Source organism: Bradyrhizobium sp. Arg816, assembly GCF_029989365.1.
Taxonomy (GTDB): domain Bacteria; phylum Pseudomonadota; class Alphaproteobacteria; order Rhizobiales; family Xanthobacteraceae; genus Bradyrhizobium.
Window position 1 is genome coordinate 327,770 of record NZ_JAPRAQ010000002.1, and the last position, 22,544, is coordinate 350,313.

At 63.5% G+C, this 22,544-nt stretch carries 20 protein-coding genes; all 20 read right to left on the minus strand.

Annotation, left to right across the window (positions count from 1 at the left end; translation table 11 throughout):
- Nucleotides 1-121: 121 nt before the first annotated feature.
- A complete protein-coding gene (locus tag OWC48_RS06650) occupies nucleotides 122-889 on the minus strand; it encodes a PopZ family protein (RefSeq protein WP_282519245.1) in 768 nt (255 codons plus the stop codon).
- Between the two features lie 306 nt (nucleotides 890-1,195).
- On the minus strand, nucleotides 1,196-2,587 hold the full coding sequence (locus OWC48_RS06655; protein WP_282519246.1) for a TolC family outer membrane protein: 1,392 nt from the start codon (nucleotides 2,585-2,587) through the stop codon (nucleotides 1,196-1,198).
- A 217-nt stretch (nucleotides 2,588-2,804) separates the two neighbouring features.
- Nucleotides 2,805-3,461, minus strand: a complete 657-nt coding sequence (locus OWC48_RS06660; RefSeq protein WP_282519247.1) for a protein-L-isoaspartate O-methyltransferase — start codon at nucleotides 3,459-3,461, stop codon at nucleotides 2,805-2,807.
- A gap of 138 nt (nucleotides 3,462-3,599) precedes the next feature.
- The gene (locus OWC48_RS06665) at nucleotides 3,600-3,779 is read right to left on the minus strand and encodes a hypothetical protein (RefSeq protein ID WP_282519248.1); all 180 of its coding nucleotides are present in this window, start codon (nucleotides 3,777-3,779) and stop codon (nucleotides 3,600-3,602) included.
- A 293-nt stretch (nucleotides 3,780-4,072) separates the two neighbouring features.
- Entirely contained in the window at nucleotides 4,073-5,077 is a 1,005-nt protein-coding gene (locus tag OWC48_RS06670) for an ABC transporter substrate-binding protein (RefSeq protein ID WP_282519249.1), read from the minus strand.
- Complete coding sequence (locus tag OWC48_RS06675) at nucleotides 5,074-7,179, minus strand: adenylate/guanylate cyclase domain-containing protein (RefSeq protein WP_282519250.1); 2,106 nt, start codon at nucleotides 7,177-7,179, stop codon at nucleotides 5,074-5,076. The genes OWC48_RS06670 and OWC48_RS06675 overlap by 4 nt, the downstream gene beginning before the upstream one ends.
- A 23-nt stretch (nucleotides 7,180-7,202) precedes the next feature.
- Nucleotides 7,203-8,219 carry a transporter gene (locus OWC48_RS06680; protein WP_282519251.1) on the minus strand — a complete coding sequence of 339 codons (1,017 nt, stop codon included), beginning with the start codon at nucleotides 8,217-8,219 and terminating at the stop codon, nucleotides 7,203-7,205.
- A gap of 63 nt (nucleotides 8,220-8,282) precedes the next feature.
- Nucleotides 8,283-9,710, minus strand: a complete 1,428-nt coding sequence (locus tag OWC48_RS06685) for a DUF1254 domain-containing protein (protein WP_282519252.1) — start codon at nucleotides 9,708-9,710, stop codon at nucleotides 8,283-8,285.
- 23 nt (nucleotides 9,711-9,733) lie between these two features.
- Complete coding sequence (locus OWC48_RS06690) at nucleotides 9,734-10,753, minus strand: DUF1254 domain-containing protein (protein WP_282519253.1); 1,020 nt, start codon at nucleotides 10,751-10,753, stop codon at nucleotides 9,734-9,736.
- A gap of 12 nt (nucleotides 10,754-10,765) precedes the next feature.
- A complete protein-coding gene (locus OWC48_RS06695) occupies nucleotides 10,766-11,707 on the minus strand; it encodes an HlyD family secretion protein (RefSeq protein WP_282519254.1) in 942 nt (313 codons plus the stop codon).
- The gene (locus tag OWC48_RS06700) at nucleotides 11,707-11,946 is read right to left on the minus strand and encodes a DUF3302 domain-containing protein (RefSeq protein WP_282519255.1); all 240 of its coding nucleotides are present in this window, start codon (nucleotides 11,944-11,946) and stop codon (nucleotides 11,707-11,709) included. Before OWC48_RS06700 ends, OWC48_RS06695 begins: the two co-directional genes overlap by 1 nt.
- A 32-nt stretch (nucleotides 11,947-11,978) precedes the next feature.
- Complete coding sequence (locus OWC48_RS06705) at nucleotides 11,979-12,488, minus strand: hypothetical protein (protein ID WP_282519256.1); 510 nt, start codon at nucleotides 12,486-12,488, stop codon at nucleotides 11,979-11,981.
- A gap of 172 nt (nucleotides 12,489-12,660) precedes the next feature.
- Nucleotides 12,661-14,334, minus strand: a complete 1,674-nt coding sequence (locus OWC48_RS06710) for an arylsulfatase (RefSeq protein WP_282519257.1) — start codon at nucleotides 14,332-14,334, stop codon at nucleotides 12,661-12,663.
- A gap of 91 nt (nucleotides 14,335-14,425) precedes the next feature.
- A complete protein-coding gene (locus tag OWC48_RS06715; protein ID WP_282519258.1) occupies nucleotides 14,426-15,820 on the minus strand; it encodes a BatD family protein in 1,395 nt (464 codons plus the stop codon).
- Nucleotides 15,817-17,424, minus strand: a complete 1,608-nt coding sequence (locus OWC48_RS06720; protein ID WP_282519259.1) for a VWA domain-containing protein — start codon at nucleotides 17,422-17,424, stop codon at nucleotides 15,817-15,819. The genes OWC48_RS06715 and OWC48_RS06720 overlap by 4 nt, the downstream gene beginning before the upstream one ends.
- Nucleotides 17,333-18,331: a VWA domain-containing protein gene (locus tag OWC48_RS06725; RefSeq protein WP_282519260.1), complete on the minus strand. Its 999-nt coding sequence runs from the start codon at nucleotides 18,329-18,331 to the stop codon at nucleotides 17,333-17,335. The genes OWC48_RS06720 and OWC48_RS06725 overlap by 92 nt, the downstream gene beginning before the upstream one ends.
- Nucleotides 18,324-18,815 (minus strand): DUF4381 domain-containing protein, encoded by a 492-nt coding sequence (locus OWC48_RS06730; RefSeq protein WP_282519261.1) that lies wholly within the window; start codon nucleotides 18,813-18,815, stop codon nucleotides 18,324-18,326. Before OWC48_RS06730 ends, OWC48_RS06725 begins: the two co-directional genes overlap by 8 nt.
- Nucleotides 18,808-19,794 carry a DUF58 domain-containing protein gene (locus OWC48_RS06735; RefSeq protein ID WP_282519262.1) on the minus strand — a complete coding sequence of 329 codons (987 nt, stop codon included), beginning with the start codon at nucleotides 19,792-19,794 and terminating at the stop codon, nucleotides 18,808-18,810. The genes OWC48_RS06730 and OWC48_RS06735 overlap by 8 nt, the downstream gene beginning before the upstream one ends.
- Before the next feature lie 7 nt (nucleotides 19,795-19,801).
- Nucleotides 19,802-20,821 (minus strand): MoxR family ATPase, encoded by a 1,020-nt coding sequence (locus OWC48_RS06740; RefSeq protein ID WP_282519263.1) that lies wholly within the window; start codon nucleotides 20,819-20,821, stop codon nucleotides 19,802-19,804.
- Nucleotides 20,822-20,894: 73 nt separating this feature from the next.
- A complete protein-coding gene (locus OWC48_RS06745) occupies nucleotides 20,895-22,532 on the minus strand; it encodes an arylsulfatase (RefSeq protein ID WP_282519264.1) in 1,638 nt (545 codons plus the stop codon).
- Nucleotides 22,533-22,544 lie beyond the last annotated feature (12 nt).

Sequence of the window (22,544 nt, forward strand, 5' to 3'; positions counted from 1 at the left end):
AAGTCAACGAAAAGGTCCGGGAGAGGATCAACGGAAAGCCCCGCGGCAAAACGGCTTTCCGGCCGGTCGGCAGACCAAACAGGCGCATAAGAGGGGCTTTATGAGGGCTCGGGAGCCGCCCTCACCTGCCGCCGCGTGAGACCCGCTCGATTTCGGCCTTCACGATGCGTTCAACGAGGCCCGGCAGGTTGTCGTCGAGCCAGGATTTCAGCATCGGACGCAGCATCTCCTTGACCAGATCTTCCAGCGTCCGCGCATTGCTGCTGAGTACCGTGTGGGCCAGGGAGTTGAAGGCGGATTCGACAGCTGAGACCGTCGATTGCGCCAGGATCGGCTGTTGGGGCGGCAGCGGCGGCGCATCGTAGTCCACCGACGCATAGGACGATGACGGCATCGGGCGCAGCGGCGATTCGGCGAATTCCAGATCGTCGCGCGGCTCGACCTTGCGGAAGCTCGGCGGCGGCGGAGGCGGCGTCGGCTCCGGATCCATCGCCATCTCGTCGGTCAATTCGAGTACGTCGGGTTCAGGTTCGGGCTCTGGCTCAGGCGCACGGACCTCGGGCGCAGGCGTAGCCGCATCCAGCCCCGCCAGCAGAGCATCAATATCGTCCTGGTTGTTGGATGCATCCGCCGCAGGTGCGGGTGGCGGCGGCGCAGGAGCCGGCTTCGCAGCCGGCGGCGGCGCGGGCTTCTCGGCAACAGGTTTTGTGGGTGCGACCTTGGACGGCGGAATGTCGTTCATCGCCTGAGGCTTTGGTGCGGGCGCCGCGGGAGCGGGCTTGGCAGCTTCTGCCGGCGGCGGCTTGGCCTCATCGTCGGCAATGATGCGCCGGATCGAGGCCAGAATCTCCTCCATCGAGGGTTCTGTGACCTTTGCAGGCTGCGTCATCTCCGACTCCACATCATCAACGCCCTCGCATGCGTTGTTTTACACCAAGCACGACAGGATTGGCCGGTTCCGTAACGGACGCCCCGACATTTTCGTCGCGGCAGCCCGACTTGTCCCCAGTTCACGGCTCAACGTGCGGCGGTGCGCCCCTGCCCTCGGCACTCAAGCTGTACGCACACAACATCAGGCGCGGGGCGAATCGACCCGCATCTTCTTGGCAAGGCTATGTCAGGGATTTTGACGATTGCAAGCAAAGCACCAGTCGGCCCCGTCTGTTTGCGAGGCCGACCGGATGACTACGGGACTTTAGCGTCCGTCAGGCGTGCGCACGCCGGCCCAGCTGTCGCGGACCTGATGGTAGTGAACGCTCGGATCGTAAACCGTGGTCGCGAGGCCGAGAACCTGCGGCGACAGACGGCCGATCGCGGCAAGGACGTTGTACGATGCCACGACGCGGTCGTGCTGTGCGGTCACCAGCGCGACGCGCGCATTGACCAGCGCCTGCTGCGCGTTGAGCACGTCGAGCGTGGTGCGCTGACCCGCCTTGGCTTCCTCGCGCACACCGTTGAGTGCGATCTCGGACGCCGTCACCTGCGCCTGCGCAGACTGCACCTGCGCCTTGCCGGCCTGCAACGTCCCCCAGAACTGCACCACGTTCGCACGAGTCTGGTCGCGGGTCGTCTCGAGGTTGAGACGCTGCTGCGCCAGATTTTCCTTGGACTGACGGATCAGCGAATATGAATTGCCGCCGTCGTAGAGCTGCCAATTGGCCTGCGCGATGGCGGACGCATTGAACGACCTGTATTGAATCAAGAATTGTTCGTTCCCCTGCGTGGCCGCAACCTGCAACGCGATCGTCGGCAGCAGCGCGCCTTCGGCGACCTTGACCTGCAGATAATTGACGTCGATGCCGAACATGGCGGCCGTGACGTTGGGATGCTCGATCAGGCCGAGCTCGACTGCCCCAGCGAGGCTTGCGGGCAGGAAACGATCGACCGGCGAGCCGGGCGCGAGGTTCGTCGGCTCGTTGCCGATGATGCGGCGGAAGTTCGCGCGCGTCGTGGTGAGATTCGCTTCGGCCGTGAGGGCCTGCGTCTTGCCGGCCGCCAGTTGCGCTTCCGACTGCGCAACGTCGGTGCGCGTCACTTCGCCGACGTTGAAGCGATCACGCGTCTGCTTCAGGGTCTGCTCGAGCACGCGCACGTTGCTGCGCTGGACTTCGAGCGTAGCCGCATCGCGCAGATAGTCCATGTAGATCGTGGCGCCCTGAAGCAGCACGCTCTGATCCAGGCTGCGCAGCGCTTCGCGGGAGCCGGAAACCTGGCTCTCGGCGGCGCGCGTCCTGTTGCCGGTGATGTTGCCGTTATAGACCGTCTGCGTGACGGTCACGCCCACGCTGCGCGGCACGGAGGGCCCGTTGATTGGTGTGTTGCCCGGCCCCGGCGAACTCAGCGTATCCTGATATTGATAGCCGCCGTTCGCCGACAGTGCGACCCTGGGGCGATAGCCCGACAACGCCTGAGGCACGTTCTCGTCGGTCGAGCGCACCTGGGCGCGCTGCGCGTTGAGCTGCGGATTGTTCTGATAGGCCCGCACCAAGGCGGCCTCGATCGTGTCCGCCAAGGCAGGCGTCGGCCCGGCAAGCGCCAGCAGCAGGACCGAAACCGCAGCTCCGGTGAAGAGCTTCACCCCATGCATCCCTTAAATTCCGTTCATTCTAACGCCCCGCTCGTGCCCGCGAGCTAGGATACCGTCTACCGAGTGGAGTCGTTGCCCCTCAGCAACATAGGCCGCCAATTGGCGCAACGGAACCACCTGAAGCTAGTTCCCGGTGGAAACTCTTCACGTGCAGCATCCGGGCCACACTTCTGATTCAGAACGGGATTTTAACGGGCCAAAGCCCCCAATCGGGCCTTCAGAAGACGAAAGCGGCGGCCCGTTCCAACCCGGGAAGGACCGGGGCTGCGGCATCGAACAGCGCCCGATGGCCGAATTCACCGTGGGTATGGGTCACGATCACGGCCCGGGGGGGCGTGGATTGGGCCGACACCCCCACGAGGCGCCCGCCCTCCTTCAGCTGCCCGAGCAGCACCTCAGGCGTCACCTCGAAGGCGCCGTTGAGGATAATGACGTCATAGGGAGCGGCAGAAGGATCCCCTTCGGGGCAGGCTGCGGCCTTGCACGTGACGTTGGCGAGGCTGGCGCAAGCCTCCTTGGCCTTCGCGGCCAGGGCCGAATCACATTCCGTCGCGGTGACCTGACGGGCGAGCCCGGCCGTCAGTGCGGCGAGGTAGCCCGTGGCGCAGCCAACCACCAGCACGTTGTCACCCTCGCCGATTTCGGCGGCCTGGAGCAGCTTGCCGGTGAGCTGCGGCTTGATCAGGAACCGCTTGGCTCCGCCTTCGCTCACGTCGAGATCGAGGTCGAGATAGGCCAAAGCCTGCCTGGCAACCGGCACGAACGCCTCGCGCGGAACTGTGAGCATCGCGTCGAGAATACGGCGATCGGTGACGTCATTGGTGCGCACCTGGCCATCGACCATTTTTAGGCGCGCGGTCGAGAAACCGGACATTTGCGGACCCTGCAATGCGGACGATGCCGCGGACGAAATTTGGCGGCATCTTTGGAACAGGCTCCGCGAAAACGCAACACGTCCGTTGGCCCCGGCGGACCACGCTACGCAACCCACGGCGTCAAGGTGGTCGGTGAGCTATTCGATCGTGACCGCGAGGCGGCCGATCAACGCGGCGACTTCGTCGAGCCGCGCCGAATCGTGCGCCTCGACGGCGCGCGCAAGGCAGGCCAGGCATTCATCATCGCTGAGCTCGGGAACGTCCGCCGGCAGAATCGAGGGGGCCATTTCGGAACGGTCGACCTGGACGTCTTGCATGGGAATCAGCTCCGTAGAAATCCGACACTCGCAAGCTCGATTTAAATTGGGTCGAATTGGCGTCGCCCGCATGACGCGACCGCGCCCGACACACACAACTGCTTGAGTGCGATTCTGCGCTGGATTTGGGTGGGTCATTGTTGAAATGTCGCCTGAAGTGGTGCGGCAGCGACATTAGAATGTGAACGCAGCGCATTGAAAATACACTGAAATATACTCTGAACCTCTGCAAGCCGATGGAAGACCGGAAGAGAGTGTTCGTGCGAGCGCGTGTTCCCCCCCCCCCCGCAAATTCAGACGACGGTTGCAAGGTAGAGCTGCGTGTCGAAATAGTCTGCGGCCCGCACGGGTGCGGCGACGCCGGCATCCGTCATGAAGAAGTCACTGACCTGCTGGAGCCATTTCACGACGGTCCCGTCGGAATACAGCCGCTTCCATTCGCGCGAGGAATACAGCTTCTGGGCCTTGAAGGCTTCCGCGATGTCGGCGGAACGCGACTGCCCGTAGTGTTTCTGGAGCGCCTCCGCCGCGGCTGCCGGGTTGCGTACCATGTGGTCGTTCGCATCCGCCCAGGCGCGGATGATCCGGGCCAGCACGTCCCTGTTCCCCGCCGAAAAATCGATCCGCGCGGCCCAGCCGCCGAGCACGGCGGATTGCGGATAGAAGGCGGAGGCATCCACCAGCTTGACTGCATCCGGCAACGCCTCGCGAACGGCAATGTTGAACGGCACCCAGAGCGCAACGGCCGGCACCTCGCCGGCAATGAAGGCCTTGACGGCGGCGGCCATGCTGCCATTGACGATCTCGACCTCGGACGGATTGACGTTGTTGGCCCGCAGCGCGCGATCGAGAAAAATGTGCGCCGTGGTCTTCATCGTCGTCGCGATCCGCTTGCCCTTGAGATCCGCCATCCCCTTGACGCCGAGCGTCGGCCGGACCCAGAGCTGTGTGGTGGCGACCTCAATGTCGTTGATGAGAAAGCCCCGGCCGCGGCCGAGCGCCAGATAGTTGGAGATGACGCCGCCGGCCGAGAGGACGTCGAGCTCACCCCGCGCCATCGCCTCGAAGACTTCAGGTCCGGTGTTGAACTCGTGCAATTCGAAATCGATCCCCTCGCGGTCGAACGAGCCGCGATCGAGCCCGGTCCAGATGTGTCCGTCCACGGCGACCACGTGGAGATAACCGAGCCGAACTCTGCTGCGCGCCTGCGCGATGGCTGGTGCCGCGTGCATTGACGCAGCCGCCAGCGCCGCGCCGTGCCGCAGCAACTGCCGGCGATTGACAGCGCGGATGTTCATGCCGCCGCTCCCGCATTCCGGGCCGCGGACCGAAATCGCTGGGAATGAAATAGCGCGATGCCATCCTTGGGATAGTCGTGCAGGAAGACCGACAGCCGGACCAGCGTCGTCTCGACCGCGCCGTCCTGCACGATCGCCGCAAAGACTTCGTCCCAGCGCCGGCACATCGCAATGTCGGCTTCATCGGCGAGCGCCAGCTCGCCGCGGAGCTCACTGACTTCGATCGCGTCGGCAAATCCCTTCGGCGTGATACTGTCGACGCTGCGGAACAGGAACCGATCGCCGACGCTGGCGCGGACCGCCGCGCTGACCAGCACTCGCGTGCCGTAATTCTTGTTCAGTCCCTCCAACCGCGACGCCAGGTTGATGGTGGCGCCGAGCGCCGTGTAGTTCATCCGGTCGCTCGAGCCGATGTTGCCGACCACGGCATCGCCGACATGCAAGCCAAAGCGGGTGTCGTAGGGCGGCCAGCCCTCGCGCCGAAACTCCTTGTTGAGCGCTTCGTTGGCCGCAAGGCACGCCAGGATGGCATGGCAGGCATTGCCGGTGTGGTCGGGATCGTCGGCCGGCGCGTTCCAGAAAGCCATCACGGCGTCGCCGATATATTTGTCGACCGTGCCCTGGTGCCGCATGATCTCGTCCGACAGCGCCGCGAAATAGCGCGAGGTGTGGATCATCACTTGCGACGGGTCGGCGCGCTCTGTCTTGGCGGTGAAGTCGGCGACGTCGGTGAACAGCACGGTGACCTCGCGCCTGGAGCCGCCGAGGCTGAGCGAAGAGCCGGTCTCGATCAGCTGCCGCACGATCTGGCGCGGGATGAAGCTCGCAAAGCTGCGGACCACGCTGCGCATCGTGAACACCGAGCGGCCGAGCTCCTCGATCTCGGCAATCGCCGAATGGATGCGCGGCCGCTCCGCGATCTCGAACCGCTGGATCGCGTCGGTCTCGTCCACGAGGTTGCGCATCGGCCGCGCCATCAGCGATCCCAGCCAGAACGCGAACGGAAGCGTGGCACCGACGAAGGCCAGCGCCAGCGCAAAGAGCGTGCGGCGCTCGCTGATGATCTGCGCATAGAACTCGTCGAGCGGCGCGACCATCGCCATCCGGATATTGGCCGACCCGGCTGTCTCGAGCCTGTGAACCGCCGCGACATAGGTTCGGCCCGACGCGTCGGCAAAGAACTGCTGGGCCGCCCCGCCGCCCCGCCAGGAGCGGATGACCGGCACGAGCGCAGGCAGCCTGAGCGCGCCGATCTGTGGCAGGTCGTCCTGCCGCTCCGGGATCTCCGCCATCAGGCGGTTCATCTCGGGATGGCCGACGATGCGCTCGGCATCGTTGAACAGGAACGCCAGCCCTGATTGGCCGAGCTTCTGCTCCGCCAGCATGTCCTCGAACCGGTTCAGCAGCAAATCACCCGCAACGACGCCGCGGCGCCCTTCCCTCAACGGTGTCCGCAGCGTGTAGCCCGGCTCGCCCGTGGCGTAGAAGACGTAAGGACCGGTCAACAGCGTCTTGTCGTTCTTGAACGCCTCGACATACCAGGGCCGCTGCCGCGGGTCGTAGCTCGCGGGTCCGGCGACCTCGGCAACCTGAATGAGGTTTTCGGAGAGATATTGCGTGACAGGCGCGGCCCCCGCCGTGCGCGAGATCACGACCAGACGGAAGGCAACGTCCTCATCGACGTTCAAACCCTTCCGGAACGACGGCTTGGCCCGATCGATCACGTCCATCTCGATGAACGAGCCGTCCTCGTAGCCGATATAGAGATTGAAGAGCTGCGGGTTGTTGCGCAGCATCGCCGCCATCAGGTTGTAGAGCCGCGTATTGTCCGCGATGTCGGCCTCCTGGATCGGCGGCAGGCCGGACAGGATGTCGAGATTGTCGCGGACATTCTTGAACTGCTCGTCGATGTGATCGGCGCCAAGCTGCGCCACCTTCTCGATGAAGCCGGAGGCGGCCGTTCTGGTGATGGCGGTGACGCGTTCGAAGCTGAGATAGACCAGCGTTAGGCCCACAAGCAGCACCACCCCCACGAACACCGCGATGATCGATGTCTGAAAGCCGATCCGTAATGTGCGTTTGCTGGTTTTCTCTCCGGTCATCGGAGCTGCGTTGATGCCTCCCCTCAGAATTTTCGCACGATGGGTTTGGTCGCGGCCGGCGCGGGCGCCGCCGGCGAGACCGAGAAAGTAACCCAGGTCGACCAGCTGTTCGGCCGGTTCTCGGTCTCAAGATCCTTGTAGCCTCGGACATTGAGATAGCCCTGGTAGCCGTCGGACATCGGGATCATGAACCCGATCTGCGGGCCGATGCCGACCGCCTGGCCGCGGAAGCCACCGAGCTTGGCGCCGGGACCGCTGTCGTCGGTGAGCTGCTGGAAGAAATAGCCTGCGACACCGATGTGGACGTTCTTGCTGACGAACTGGGACGCGGCCCAGTCGACGTGGAAGTCGATGCCGTTCTGGTACTGAAGAGCTGCGTTCATGAAGTTATAGGTGAGCCCGCCGACGATCGAGAATTCGTGGCCGGTCTTCGGATCGAGATAGGTGTAGCCGGCGCCGACATCGACCGCGGGGAAGCCAAAGCTCAAATTGGCGAGCCGGCTGGAATCATAGGTGCCGCTCGGGATGTTGCCGGTGATGTAGACCAGCTCGTTGTGCACGCCTTGATTCCATTTCAGCGTGCCCTGGTAGAAGACGTCGGTCAGCGTGGTGCGATTGTCGGTGGCGCTGCCCGAGATGGTGTTGCCGCGCGGCCCGGTCAGCGTCGCATCGATGCCGGCGCCAATGTTGCCGGGCGCGGTGAGCACGGTGAAGCCGGCTTGGCCGCCCAGCACCGGCATCGGCGAGGTGTAGGTGATGCCCATGACGAACGCGTCGGCATGTGCGTTGAGGCCGGCGGTCACCGAGCCGGGTATGCCGCCGCTGGTGACGAAGTTCTGCCCTCCTCCGGCCTTTTCGTTGAGGTGAATGTAGATCGTCGAATAGGCCCAGCCCGGCGTCACCGGTACGGCGGCAAGGCTGCCGAAGATGCCGGGAAGCCAGAAGCTGACGCCGGCGGAGTCGGCCAGCGCAGGCTGGGCAGTGAAGCTCGCCACTGCCAATGTCGTCACAAGTCCGGCTTTTCGCATGTGTCCCGTCAAGTCGTGTCTCCCATTCTCGTCACGTCATCCACCCTAACGCATCACGCCCGTCCAATGATTGCGCTACTTCTTGGCTCCTCCGATCGTCGTGGCGACGCGCTCGACATCAGGCAGCTTCCAGCTGTGATCGAAAAGCGGCTTCTCGGGCCCGTAGAGGCGGAACAGCAGTTCGAACTTCCGCGCAGGATCGGTCGGCACCCAATTGGCCTCCTTGCCTTCCGGAGCCTTCGGGCCGAAATAGACATCGACCGAACCGTCGGCGTTCTTCTCGATGCCCGGGCTGATTGAGGCGCGGCTGGCGCTCGGCATGTTGCGCACCAGCGCATGCGTCTCGCGGTCGTAGACCGTTGCCGACCAGTATTGCTTGACGGGCGCGTCAGGCGGCACGGTCAGGCGATAAGTGGTGGCGCCGTCGAACGGTTGGCCATCCCTGTCCTTGTTGGCCATCAGGTAGAATTGCGCAGTTCCGAGACGCTTGATGCCGGTGAAGCCGAGCGTGTAGGAGACGCCGCGCATATCGACCGGATAAGTGTTCGGATCGGCGTATCCCGTGCTCGCCGCCTTGACCATCTCCGCCACCGCAGCCGGGAACCAGCGGATGCCTGGATTGATCACGGCGAAGCCGGCGTCGTAGCGCTGTTCGAGTATCGCGTGGGCTTCGCGGGCCGCCTGATCGAGCAGTGCGACGGTCTTCTGATCCGGATTGAAAGCCTTGCCCTTCTCGATGCCGACGCTCGCGAGCTGGTCGATCATGGCCCGATCGCGATCGAGCCACGGCTCGCTCTGCACCACGCGGTCTAGGCTGCGATAGAAGCTCGCATCGAAGGGAATCGTGGAGTCGAACAGTACGTCGTAGGCGTCAGTGAAATTGGTCTGCGGCGGGTCCTTCGCCTGCGCGAGTGGGTAGACCTTGACCTGCTTGCCGTAGGAGACCGACTTCGCCACGTCGACATCGCCGTGGCTTGCGAGATTGGAGCGCAGCAGTGCGAAGCCGCTGAACGTGTCCGACTGAAGCGAGATGTAGCCCGCGGGCGCGTCGCCCTTGTAACCGGGTGGCAGGATCAAATATTTGCCGCCCTGCCCCTTGTCGGCGCCTTCGGGGCCTGCGTCCTCCAGCGGCATCTGCCACGCCGTGACGATGTTGCCCGCGATCGAGCCGCCTTGCGCGGGCGGAATGTCGATTACGACCGGGCCGTCCTTCACGTTCCAGAACGACATCAGATAGATCGAGTCCGGATTGGGCGTCAGCGTCTGGTTCTTCCAGTTCACCGGCTTCGACCAGTAAATGATCTCGTTCGGCTTTGCCTTGGTCGTCCCAAGCATGGTCTGGAGCATGAGATCGGCATTCACCGCCGGCATGCCCCAGATCATCGCCTCGACTGCGCGACGCTGGATAGCGCGCGCGGCGAGTTCATCCGGCGACAGGCTCTGCGCGTGCGCATTTGCAGCCATCAATGTCATGGCCACGACCCCGGCGAATAAATGCCTCATGACAACCTCCATCTGTTCGCCGTTCAGCTCACCGGCTTCGGCTCTGGGAATTTCCACTTGCCGTTCAGGATTTCGGGGCGCGGCCGGTAGAGTCGGACCGTGTAATTCCAGCCCTTCATGATCGGCAGGCAGTTCGGGATCTTGCCGTCGCAGCCGCCGAACTGGACCACCGTGGAACCATCGGCTGATTTCGCCGCCGTCAGATTGTTGAGCGAGTAAGCGTTGTAGGGGTTTTTCTCGAAGTAGCCCTCGGCGTTGTAGAGACTGATCGACCAGAAACCGTCGACCGGCACATTGCCGGAAACGGCCAGCCTGTAGACCGTGTTGCCGTCGTTCTTCTCGGGGGTGACGCTGAGATACGTGGCGTCCTTGTCGGGATTACCGCCCCACCCTGCGGCGGTCCCGATCAGATGTCTGACCGGATCGACCTGTCCCTTGGCACCAAAAGCATTCTTGAAACCGGTCGTGGTCGAAGACAACACGAGAAGGGCATCCCGCACTTTCTTCTGGCTGGTTGCGTCCCAGCTCGGGATCTCGAACTTGCCTGAGGTCTTCTGGCTGATCGTGACGGCGTCCTGGAGCGCGTGGACTTTCTCGACGTCCTTCGGATCGCTCGGATCGACCAGGGTCCGCAGCGCCACCAACACATAGCGTGTTCCAACCTTGTCTTTGTCGAACGCATAGCGGCCCGCGCCGTACTCGACCTTGCCGACGACATAGTGATCCTCGTTGATCACCTGCATCGAGCGGAACCGCTTGCCGGCATCCGGCAACGTGATCATTGCCGGTCCGGCATCAAGATCGAATACGACCGACGAGTACAGCGTGTCGCGATTTGACCGGATCACACCCTGCTTATCGATCTGCATCGGCTCGCGATGGTGAAACAGCTTACCGGTGCCGCCGGCATCCTTGACGGCGTTGCCGAGATAAAGATCGGACTCCGCGCGAGCAAAATTGTCGACCGTCACCGGCATCGGCGACTGCGCATATGCGGTGGACGTGAGTAAGAGTATCGAAACCGTCAGCACTGCTCTCTTCATGTGTCCCCTCGCCTAGAACGGATTGACGTAATTCAGGATCGCGACCTGCCGCAGGATGACGCGGCGCACGACGTGGGTTGGCTTGGCGTGGTCGGTGTAGATCGCAGCCGTCCCGGCGCTGCCGGCCGGCAACCGCTTGACGAACTCGGCATCCTCAAGCCTCACGCGTACGACGAAGGGGGCCGCCTCGATCGCGCGTGGCGCGACGGCGGTTCCCGATGTCTGCGTCTGCCCTGGCGCGATCGCCTGGAGCACGCTCTCGACCTTGCCGGCAAAAATCCGCCCTGGCGCGAATTTGAAGGTGGCCTCGACCTCCTGCCCCTGCGCAACGTAGCGCGCGTCGATCTGGTTGATCTCGACGCCGATGATGGTGTTGGACGTATCGATGAACGCCATCACCGGCGACAGCGGCAGGTTGGCGACGCGCGCGCCCTTGCGCAGCGCGAGGTTGGTGACGTAGCCGTCGCTAGGTGCGCGCACGACGGTCTTGTCGAGATTCCATTGTGCGGCCTCGAGCTGGCCGGAAAGCTGGTCGGCCTCCGATTGCCGCTGCTCGACGTCGAAGCCGCGGCCGGCGTCCCGCTCGAACAGCTGCGTCATCTGGCCGAGGCGTGTCCTGGCGAGCTTGAATTGGGCATCGATCGCCTTGACCTGCGCGGCGTAGGGCGTCGGATCGATCTTGAAGAGGACATCGCCGGATTTGAGTGGGACGTTGGCGACGACGGGGACGTCCGTCACTTCGCCGGCGACATCGGGCACGATCGAGACGGCGTTGCGGACGACCAGCGCGCTTCCTTGCGGCGCGCCCCATCCCATCGGAATGAAGAGGCAGATCAGGACGATCGCCATGACGATGAAAGGCGACGCCTTCCAGAACAGGTTGAAGCGAACGACGCCAAAGTGCACCAGCAGGAACAGAAGCACCAGGTAGGTATTGAGGATCGCGACGGCCATCACGCATCTCCTGACTTACGTGCTGGCACGTCGAGATAGGCCCAGATGACGGCGATCGGCCACAATGCGAAGCCGAAGAACAGCGTGATCCAGCCGGCCACAGTCACCGCCTGCGCGTGAGGATGATTGCGCGACTTCGCGATATGCCCGGGCAGCCAGCCGGCAATGCAGACCACGCCGATCGCGCTGGCGAGCAGGATCACCAGCACGATCCAGGCGAAGATGTCGTAACCACTCATGGCGACCGCCTTATCGCGTCAGTGACGCGCCTTCACTGGCAGTAGTCCCAGAAGCCCTGCGTGCGGGACGGATCGGTGTAGTACCAGCACATCCCCGGCGCGGGCGCCGCACCCGCCCAGGCGGCAGCCGTAGCTGCAGTCACGAAACCGATCGCCGCACCGGCCGCGATCGCGCCGCCTCTCGGCCAGCCATACCAGCCGGGCCGCGCCCACCCGCCGCGGCCCGCGACCGCGGTGGTGTGGCGAACCGCAACGTTGCCTCGTGGTCCCCTAACGGCCGTGGTGCCGCGATAGGCGCCGCCACGCGGCCCGACCGCGGCTCCGCCGCGGTGAACAACGGCGCCGCCGCGCGGGCCAACCGCTGCACCACCACGACGGCCGGCGGCGCGGACTTCGATGAGATCGGGTGATCCAATTGCGTCCAGATGGATTGCCGCGGGTTGAAGCGGCGCCGCCGACACTACTCCAGCCGGTAGAGAAACGCCGGTTGCCAGTGTCAGCAAGCAGCTCGTCAACCGGACAGTGCGCATATGCCCAAACATCTCGATACCTCCTGATATTCTTCTTTGTTGATCAAGTTTCTCGTCGCGATCTTCTTCGTCGTTGCGATGCCCCGTCCTCCCGCGGTCGAACGCGATCCCGCACCACGTTGTGACATGCGCGACGAAGTCGGTGCTTGCTGTCTTCGCCGCGCTGTCGTTCGTGACGCTCCCGTTACTGTGGCTTCAGGCGTTCGATCTCACCAAGCCGCTTCAAAGCCGCCTGCTGTCGGAGCAAGCCGTAATTGATGCCGCTCGCATTCAGCGAGCTGCCCTCCTGGAAGGGGAAGTCGTTGAAGTCGGCGAAAAACTCCTTGATCTTCCCTTGAACGGGCACAATCAGCCACATATTCTGAGCCAGGAACTGGATGGCTCCTCCGCCTTCCTCCATGCCTCGCTCGTAAGGATCCATGCGCAAGTTTGCGATCAGAGCCCATGAGGGCACTTCGCGGGTCGCAGTTGCGATGTTTCCCTTGGAAGCTATTGCAAAGCTCAGCTTCCAATCGTTCCACCTGATGGCGTTGAGATTGCCGCCCTGATCGAAGTAGTAGAGCGAATCCCGCGGCGGCGTCGTTGTCTCACCCTTGAAAAAGGGCAGGAAGTTATAGCCGTCGAGATGAACCTTGAAGCTTTTCCCGCTGGCGGTGAATCCCGCCTTCATCTTCTCCTTGATGTCTGGGATTCCGGCTGCGGCACAGAGCGTGGGGAACCAATCGATCAGCGAGATGATCTCGTTGTACTGGGTGCCGGGTTGCACGACGCCCGGCCACCGCACCATCATCGGAATGCGCATGCCACCTTCCCAGGTGGTGCCCTTTTCTCCATGGAAAGGCGTTTGCGCGCCGTCGGGCCACAGAGCAAGCTCGGCGCCGTTGTCGGTGGTGTAGAGGACGATGGTGTTGTCGGCGATGCCGAGGTCGTCGAGTTGCTTAAGCAGCTCGCCTACCATGCCATCATGTTCCACCATGCCGTCGGCATGGATGCCCTTGCCGGTCTTGCCGAGCGACTCCTTCTTGAGATGCGTGAAGACGTGCATTCGGGTCGAATTGAACCAGACGAAGAACGGTTTGTCCGCCCTTGCCTGCCGGCCAATGAAGTCCTTGGCGGCGCCCAGGAACTCCTCGTCAACCGTCGGCATTCGCGCGGTGTTCAGAGGTCCCGTGTCCTCGATCTTTCCGTCCGCGGTTGATTTGATCACGCCCCGCGGCCCGAACTGCTTCCGGAAGTTGGGATCCTTCGGATAGAAGTAGCCTTCCGGCTCCTCCTCCGCATTGAGGTGATAGAGATTGCCGAAGAATTCGTCGAAGCCGTGCTTGGTTGGTAGATGCTCGTCGCGGTCGCCGAGATGGTTCTTGCCAAACTGGCCAGTGGCGTAGCCCTGCGTCTTCATCACGTCGGCGATCGTCGGCATCCAATCCTGAATGCCATGGGGATCGCCGGGCATGCCGATGGTGAGGAGGCCGGTCCGGAACGGCTCCTGGCCCAGGATGAACGAGGCGCGGCCGGCGGTGCAGCTTTGCTGACCGTAGGAGTCGGTGAAGATGGCTCCTTCGCGCGCGATGCGGTCGATGTTGGGCGTGCGATAGCCCATCATTCCCATGGTATAGGCGCTGATCTGGGGAATGCCGATGTCGTCGCCGAAAATGACGAGAATGTTGGGCTTGCGGCCCGCAGCCGGCGCCGCCGAAGGGGCTGCCTTCTGAGCCTGTGCCAGCGCCTGCGATGTCAGCGCTGCTGTTGCGACGATCGACGATGTGCCAAGCAGCACGGCGCGGCGATGAATCGCCGCATGGTCGCCACGGGCGGAATCGGCAACGGCATTATCCTGCTTCTTCGTCTCGTTGGTCATTCGACGCTCCCTGATTTATTCGATCTTGGTTGTCGTGGATGAGGGCGAATCTAGATCGTCCGTTCCGTCTGAGTGACCTCCTGTGTTTTGCTTACCTCGCGGGCTTTCGATACGCGGCGACCTTCGGGGTCCCGAGCGGGTTTAAACGCGGGGGCAGGCCTGTCGTGGCCCGGCTTCTGACGCGCGGGCGAAGCCTACGGCGGGCGGCGACCAATTGGTGCAGCAGCCGGCGTGGCGACCAATGAGCCAGATTGTGCCGATTTCCGAACAACTCGCTCTCGATCGCATCAAGCTGGCGGTCGAGCTCCGGATCGCGTGCGATGGCCTTGAAAGCTCCGGCCGTGATTGGAGGCTGCGTCGCGTTGAGATGCGACAGCCATTCAAGGAGTGCGTAATAAGACACCTTTGCGTCGCGATGGCGGATCGCGCGGCGCAGCCGGCTGAAAGCAAACGCCTCCGACTGAAGATAAGCCTGGTGCCGACGATGAAGACCGGCTGCGACGCGGCGTGCGACACGAGGCGCAAACCAAGCGACCCCCGCGGCAATGGCCGCCAGGAGCAGCACTGTCATCCAGTTGTCGACGATAAAGTCGACGACGCTATCCCACATCCACCCCTGGCCCGATCGGCTCAAGGAAGCCGAATCTGTCGCCGCCGAGGTCAAGATTCCCTTGAGAGGCACGGCCTCGAGGCGAGCCTGCTCGACCTTGCCGCTACCGACATTCCACCAACCGATATCGACGGACGGCAGCGAATAGTCACCTGCCCGCTCCACCATATACGTTGCGGAATCGACGCGGGTCGACGTCATGACGTCGGAGCGCCCGTCGACCTTGTCCTCGAGTGTCGGCTGCGCCGGATAAAGCTTCAAGCCATCGACAGACGGGAATTGCTGAGGCGGCAGCAGCATCGCCGGCGTGCCTTCCGCCCGGATCGTGATGGTTCGCGTCACGGCGTCACCGGCCTTGAGCGGGTCGGACGAACGCTTGACGTCCTGCTCGGCGGTCAGGCTGTTGGCCGATACGAACGGGCGAAGCGCGCTCGCCGCGCCCGGAATGAATGCTTCGAACGATACATGTGGCAGCGCGAGAGCCACCTCACGCGCGGCTGGTGGCTCGGCCGCATATATGATCCTGACGCTCTGGCCGGCGACGGCGTAGGAGCCCGGCTCCTGCGGCGAGATCGCATATTCGAAGCGCACGCCGGCATAAGGCAGGCCATCCCGCTGCTCGCTGGTATTGACGCTCTGCAATTGCCGCGTCACCGCGTTGCGTACCTGAAAATCCGGCAGTTCGGGCGGCGACGTCATGTAGTTTGGCGCGAGGACCAGGACACTCAGCGTGATCTTCTGTCCGACCACCACTCGCTGGGGAGCGATCGTCACCTGCACAATCGGCGCGAGTGCCACCGATTGCTGAGCATACGCGGCCTGTGGCGGCGGCATGCCGCCGAGCAGCAACGCGATGAAGCCGATCCAAATTCTCATTGCGACGCCCTCCCCTGAACCGGAGTGGCTGCCTGGATCGCAAATTTGAGTTTGAGGAAATCCTCGGGCGAGGTCTGGACCTGGCGCATCCAGGCTTCGGCGGCGCCGGCGGTGGTGACATCCTGCGGTGTAACCGTGATCTTCTTGCCGCCTTTCTGATTGGGATCGACGCGCATTTCGTCGGCATTCTCATCCGGCGGCGCAGGGTCATCCTGCTCCTGCTTGCGGCGTTTGGCTTCGCGCGCATCCAGAGCCGCCTGAACTATGGCGCGGTTTGTCTTCACCGCGACGTTGCCCGGCTGCGCTTTGAGAACCTCGTCATAGGTCTTGAGTGCTTTCTCATAAGCGTGGTTCTGCGCTTGCGCGTTGCCCAGCGCGAATTGTCCCTCCAGAGTCTCAACGCGCGAGAATTCCTCCGCAGCGACGAGAAAATCGTACGCGCGGTAGGCCGAGATGCCGCGCCACATCGGATCGGTGAATATTGTTTTCGCAGCGGCATAGTCGCCGCGGTCAAATGCAAGCCGTCCCTGCTGATCCGGCGTCAGCCACAGATTGGCGAAGCGCGACGACTCCTCGGCTCTCGAGGCGCTGGCGTGCGTCACGATGAAGAGAGCCAGGACCCACGCCACTGTCGTACCGCGCCGGAACCAGAGCAGACTTAACAGCGCCAGCGGCGGCAGCAGCCAATAGCCTTCATCCCGCCATTGCGTGCCGAACGTATCGCCCTGGGCGGCCTGGAAACGCGTCTCGATCCGGCGCTCCAGTCGTACGATGTCCGAGCCGTCGATACTGACCCGGATGACGTCCGCGCCGGCCGGCAGCGCCGATGTGTCTGGGCTGACCGCGAATATGACGAGACCATTGCGGCCGGCCGCCTGCCGGACCGTGGCCGCATCCGCGGTCCCGAGATCGTCCGCGACCAGCAGGACCGTTCCGGGGACCGGTTCGGCCGCCAGGGCGTCCGCCGCCAACGCGACGGCAACCGCGACGTTCTTGCCATCTGCCGGCATCAACCCCGGTTCAAGCGCCGCCAGAAAAGGCTCGATCACGGAGCGGTCGTCGGTCGGCGGCATCACCAGATGCGCGGTACCCGCAAAGGCCACAAGCCCGGTCCTGGCGCCAGCGCGTGCCACGAGTAGATCCCTGATCTTCTGTTTTGCACGTTCGAGGCGCGAGGGTGCCACATCGGTCTCGTTCATCGACGATCCGACTGCGAGCGCAATCATCAACGGCGCCTTGTCCTCGACAAAGGGCGGAAGCTCACGGCGCCATGTCGGTCCGGATAGACCGATGATGCCAAGCATCATGCCGGCCGCCACTAGATAGAGCGGGTTGATTTGGCGCCCTCGTTCCGGTCGCACGATGAGATGCGTCAGCAGATGCGGAGCGATCACGCCGCCCCATTGAGCGCGCACATCCTGCCGGCGAAGCAGTACCGCAAACACGACAGCGAACGGGATCAGCGCGAGCAGCCAGAGCGGGCGCAGAAGATGGAAGGACATCGCGGCTGCATCACGCATTGCCGACGCCCCGCATCCGGTGCCATCCGCTGCTGAGCAAGAGCGCGAGCCACAAAAGCAGACCAATTGCGACAGCCCCGCCAAGTGGCCATTGAAACAGCAGCAGCTTCGGTCGCCAGGACAAGGTCTGAAGCTTGGCCGGCGCGAGGCGGTCGATATCGGCATAGATCGCCTGCAACTGCGCACCATTCTCGGCGCGGAAGAAATGCCCTCCGGTGGTGTCTGCGACATGCTGCAAGACGCCAAGGTCGACGCGGTTCTCACCCGAGGCAGTGGGATCGCCGACGCCGATCGTGTAGACCGTGACATCGTTCTGATGGGCAATATCGGCGGCGTGCGCGGGCGGTACCCGGCTCGCCGTATCGTTGCCGTCGGTCAGCAGGATCATGAGTTTCTGCTTCGTCGCGCTGGCCGCAAACGTCTTGATGGCGAGCCCGATAGTGTCGCCAATCGCCGTCTGCTGCCCGGCCATGCCGACCCCTGCCTGATCGAGCAATTGCTGCGCTGTCGAGATATCTTGCGTGAAGGGCACCTGCACGTAGGCCTTCGTGCCGAACAGGATCAGGGCGACACGGTCGCCCTTGCGGCGGGCGATGAAGTCTTTGACCACGCGCTTGACGCCGTCGAGACGGGAGAGCGTCGTGCCGTCCGGCGCCTTGAAGTCGCGCTGGTCCATCGATCCCGAGATGTCAATCGCGAGGATCAGATCGCGCGCGGAGACCTCACGCGTCACGGCATCGCCGACCCATTGCGGCCGGGCAAGCGCCACGACCAGCAGCGTCCAGATGGCGACTGCCGCGACCATCTGGACAGCGCGGCGTTCGACAACGACTGCGCCCCGCTGTGGCGTCTGTCCGGTTGCCACCGCCAGCCTGTCGAAGAACGGCACCTGGATCGACGCCTGTCGCGCCCGGTATGGCGGCAGCAGCCACCACGCCAGGACTGGCAGCGGCAACAGCAGAAGCAACCATGGCCAGGCGAATTCAAGCATGATGCCCCCTGATCCAGCGGCGCACGAGACGGACCAGCGATTGCAGCTCGGCGCCATCGGGCGGAATCTGCCGATAAGGACCACTCGCGAGCAGCTGGCCCACGCCGTGAGAAAACTCCTCGCCTCCATAGCTGCGATCGAGGAAGGCCAGCCATGCCGGCCCGACCAGTGGCGCCACTCGCTCGCGCGGAAAGGCCGCGAGCGCCGTGCGCCGCACCAGCAAGGTCAGCTTCGACAACAGCTCCGACGGCACCGAATTTCGCGCATGCTCGATGCTATCAAGCTCCGCGAGTGCTTCGCGGCGATAGCGGTTGACACGGCGCAGATGCGCCACGCGCCACACGGTAGCGCAGATGGCCGCGAGCAGCAGGGCGATCGCAAGCCTCGCCTCCCAGGTCTGTGGCCAGAGGCTGACCTCGCGCGGCAGCGGGAAGTCGATCAGGCCGGCCACCGGGTCGGAAGTCACGGATGTAGCCTCAGCCAAGGGCCGCCTCCGTCTGGTTATGCGGGGCCGCGCGGCCACGACCGGCTGGCAAACCACCAAGAAGACGCCGAAGCTGCGCAGCGGTGTCCTCCGCCGCGCTCAGCGGCAGCACGGGAATGCCGAGCTCGCGCGTCCAGTCGAAGATGCCCTTCAGGCGGTCCCGAGTGAGCTGCGATACGCTCTTGCGGACACTGTCGCGGCCGACATCGAGCCTGATCTGCAACTCGCCATCGGTCACGGTCATACTGGCTGACGGTGGCAGATCGCTTTGTAGGGGATCATGGACCATCGCAGCGACGACATCATTGTGCCGCGCCAGCGCGGCGACCATATCGCGCGTTGCAGCGTCCGCGCCGTCGAAATCGCTGATGATGATCACGGCGGCATCGTGCGGTGCCCGACGCCTTGCATGATCGAGCGCTGTGTTGAGCATCGTCGGCGCGGACACTAGACCGCGCCCGACGCCGAGCGCTTGGTTCTGCGTGACGACGGCCGCGAGGATCTGGAGCACGGTCGCCCTGCTACGACGCGCCCTCACCTCGATGAAGTCTCGATCGTTGAACACGACGGCGCCGACGCGATCGCCGACGCCTAGCACCCGCCACGCCCCGATCGCTGCGGCCTCGGCCGCCGTCACCGATTTCATCGCATGCCGGCTGCCGAAGAACATCGACAGGCGCTGGTCCACCACCAGGATCGTCTGCCTGTCGCGCTCCTCGTTGAACACCCGGATATGGGGCTTGCGCAGGCGCGCCGTCACCTTCCAGTCGATCGAGCGGACGTCGTCGCCGGGACGATAGTCCCTGATCTCCTCGAAGTTCAGGCCCCGGCCCCGCATGCGGGACGCAAAGCGGCCGGACAAAAGGCTATGCACGGGTTGGCGCGGAAGGAAGGAGACCTTGCGTCCGCGATGTTCGAGCGCGATCAATTCGTGAAGACCGACATAGACACCTGGCATATTGGCTGATGTCTCGGTCATGACGGCCTCAGGCTGCTGCAACCAGCTCGGTCATCTTGTCGATCACCTGATCGGGCGTAACGCCCTGCGAAACTGCCTCGTAGCTGAGGATGATCCGGTGGCGCAGGCAGTCGTGGATCACCGCGCGCACGTGGTCGGGCGTCACGAAATCGTATTCATCGAGCCAGGCGCGAGTTCGCGCGCAACGATCGAGCGCCAGGCTGCCGCGCGGGCTGGCGCCGACCTGGATCCATTTGCTCAGCGGTTCGCCATAGCGCCCGGGAAAGCGCGTCGCGTAGATCGCGTCGACAATGTACTTCTGAACGAGGTCCGAGACGAAGATGCCGTCGATCTCACCACGTGCGTCCAGGATCGCCTGTTGCGGGATCGGCGGCGGCACCGAGTTGTGGTCGTTCGGTGCTTGCGCGTTCTCGGCGCGATTGAGCCGGATGATCTCGCCTTCGGATGCCTCGTCGGGATAGGTGATGACGACATGCATCAGGAAACGGTCGAGCTGCGCTTCGGGAAGCGAATAGGTGCCTTCCTGCTCGATCGGGTTCTCGGTCGCGAGCACCATGAACAGGTCCGGCATCTTGTAGGTCTTGCCGGCAACCGTGACCTGGCGCTCCTCCATGGCCTCTAGCAGCGCGGACTGCACCTTCGCCGGAGCGCGGTTGATCTCGTCAGCCAGCACAAGGTTGGCGAAGATCGGTCCCTTCTGGAACTGAAACTGGCCGCCCTTGTCGGTCTGGACGTAGATCTCGGCGCCAGTCACGTCCGACGGCAGTAGGTCGGGCGTGAACTGCACGCGCGACAGATCGGCGGCGAGGTTCTTCGCCAGCGTCTTGACCGCGCGGGTCTTGGCCAGCCCCGGGAGACTCTCAATGAGCAGATTACCGTTGGCCAGGAGGCCAATCAGCATGCTCTCGACCAGATGATCCTGCCCCAGTACGGACTTTCCGATCCGTGACTTCAGTTCCAACACGGCGTCGCGGGCGGGCGAGCTCTTGGAGGATTTTGGCTCTGTCACAGCTTTCAACTGGTTCATGCGAAGATCGGCGTTGCTGTCGATAAGAAGGAGCCCTGCCGCCTGACTCAGCGGGGCTCATGTGCTTGTCGCGCTATTTCGGTGCCGTCTTGTCGAGCGTTTTCATCAGCCCCTCGACCATCTGGTCGATGCTGAAGCTCGCGGAGCGCTGGCTCGGCGGATAGTCCTTGAAGGTCTGGAGAAACGGCGCCACCCGCCAGGTACCGTACTGGATCAGATAAGCATTCTTGGCGAGCCAGTCGTAGTACTGGTCGGAGACCACGTCGGCCCGCTCGAACGGGTCCATCCGCAGGTTGAAGACCTTCGGCGCCCGCAGACAGGTGAACGGATTGGCCCAGACTTCGAATCCGCCGGGCTTGCGCTGCTCGCAGAACACGATCTTGAAGTCGCCGTAGCGATAGGCAACGACTTCGCCATCATCATTGAGATAGTAGAAATCGTTGCGAGCCGACTTGCCCTGCCCCGTCAGTAGCGGCAATTGGTTGTATCCATCGAGATGCACCTTGGCGGACTTGCCATTGAGGCTCGTTCCCTTCAGCAGCCGGTCCTTGATGTCGGTATCGCCGGCTGCAGCCAGCAGGGTCGGGAACCAATCAAGACCCGACATCATCTCGTTGGAGACGTCGCCGGCCTTGATGCGGCCGGGCCAACGAACCATGGCCGGCACACGGAATGCGCCTTCCCAGTTGGTGTCCTTTTCGCTGCGGAACGGTGTCGTTGCGGCATCCGGCCAAGACCATTGGTTCGGGCCGTTGTCGGTGGTGTAGACGACAATCGTATTGTTGGCGATGCCGAGCTCGTCGAGCGTCTTCAAGAGCTTGCCGACATCCCCGTCATGCTCGATCATGCCGTCCGCATAATCGTTGCCAGGCATGCCGCTCTGTCCCTGCATGGACGCACGCACATGGGTGAAGGCGTGCATGCGGGTCGTGTTCATCCAGGTGAAGAACGGCTTATTCGCCCTCGCCTGCCGCTGCATGAAGTCAATCGCGGCCGCCGTCGTCTCGTCGTCGACCGTCTCCATCCGCTTTCTATTGAGCGGACCGGTGTCCTCGATCTTCCCGTCGGCGGATGCCTTGAGCACGCCGCGCGGGCTGTTGCTCTTGGTGAACGTGGTATCGTTCTTGGGATAATACGGGCGCTCCGGCTCCTCCTCGGCATTGAGGTGGTAGAGGTTGCCGAAGAACTCGTCAAAGCCGTGCTTGGTGGGGAGATACTCGTCCCGATCGCCGAGATGGTTCTTGCCGAATTGACCGGTCGCGTAGCCGAGCGGCTTGAGCGCCTGCGCGATGGTCACGTCGCGATCTTGCAAGCCAACTGGCGCGCCGGGGATACCGACCTTGCATAAGCCAGTGCGCAAGCAGACCTGTCCGGTGATGAACGTGGAGCGGCCGGCCGTGCAACTGTTCTCCGCATAGTAGTCGGTGAACATCATCCCTTCATTAGCGATACGATCAATGTTCGGCGTCTTGTAACCCACGACCCCGCGCGTATAGGCGCTGATGTTGGACTGGCCGATGTCGTCACCAAAGATGACGAGGATGTTGGGCTTTGCCGTACTGGGCTGCTGAGCAACTGCGGGCGATCTGACAAGGGGGGACAGGCTCGTCGCGATCAGGGCCGCTGCGAACAGACCACGAAGCAGCGGTCTCCGACCGCTGTCGATCGGATTTGCTTTGGCGTCGGCCTTGTCTTTGACGTCGTGGCTCATGTGACATTCCCT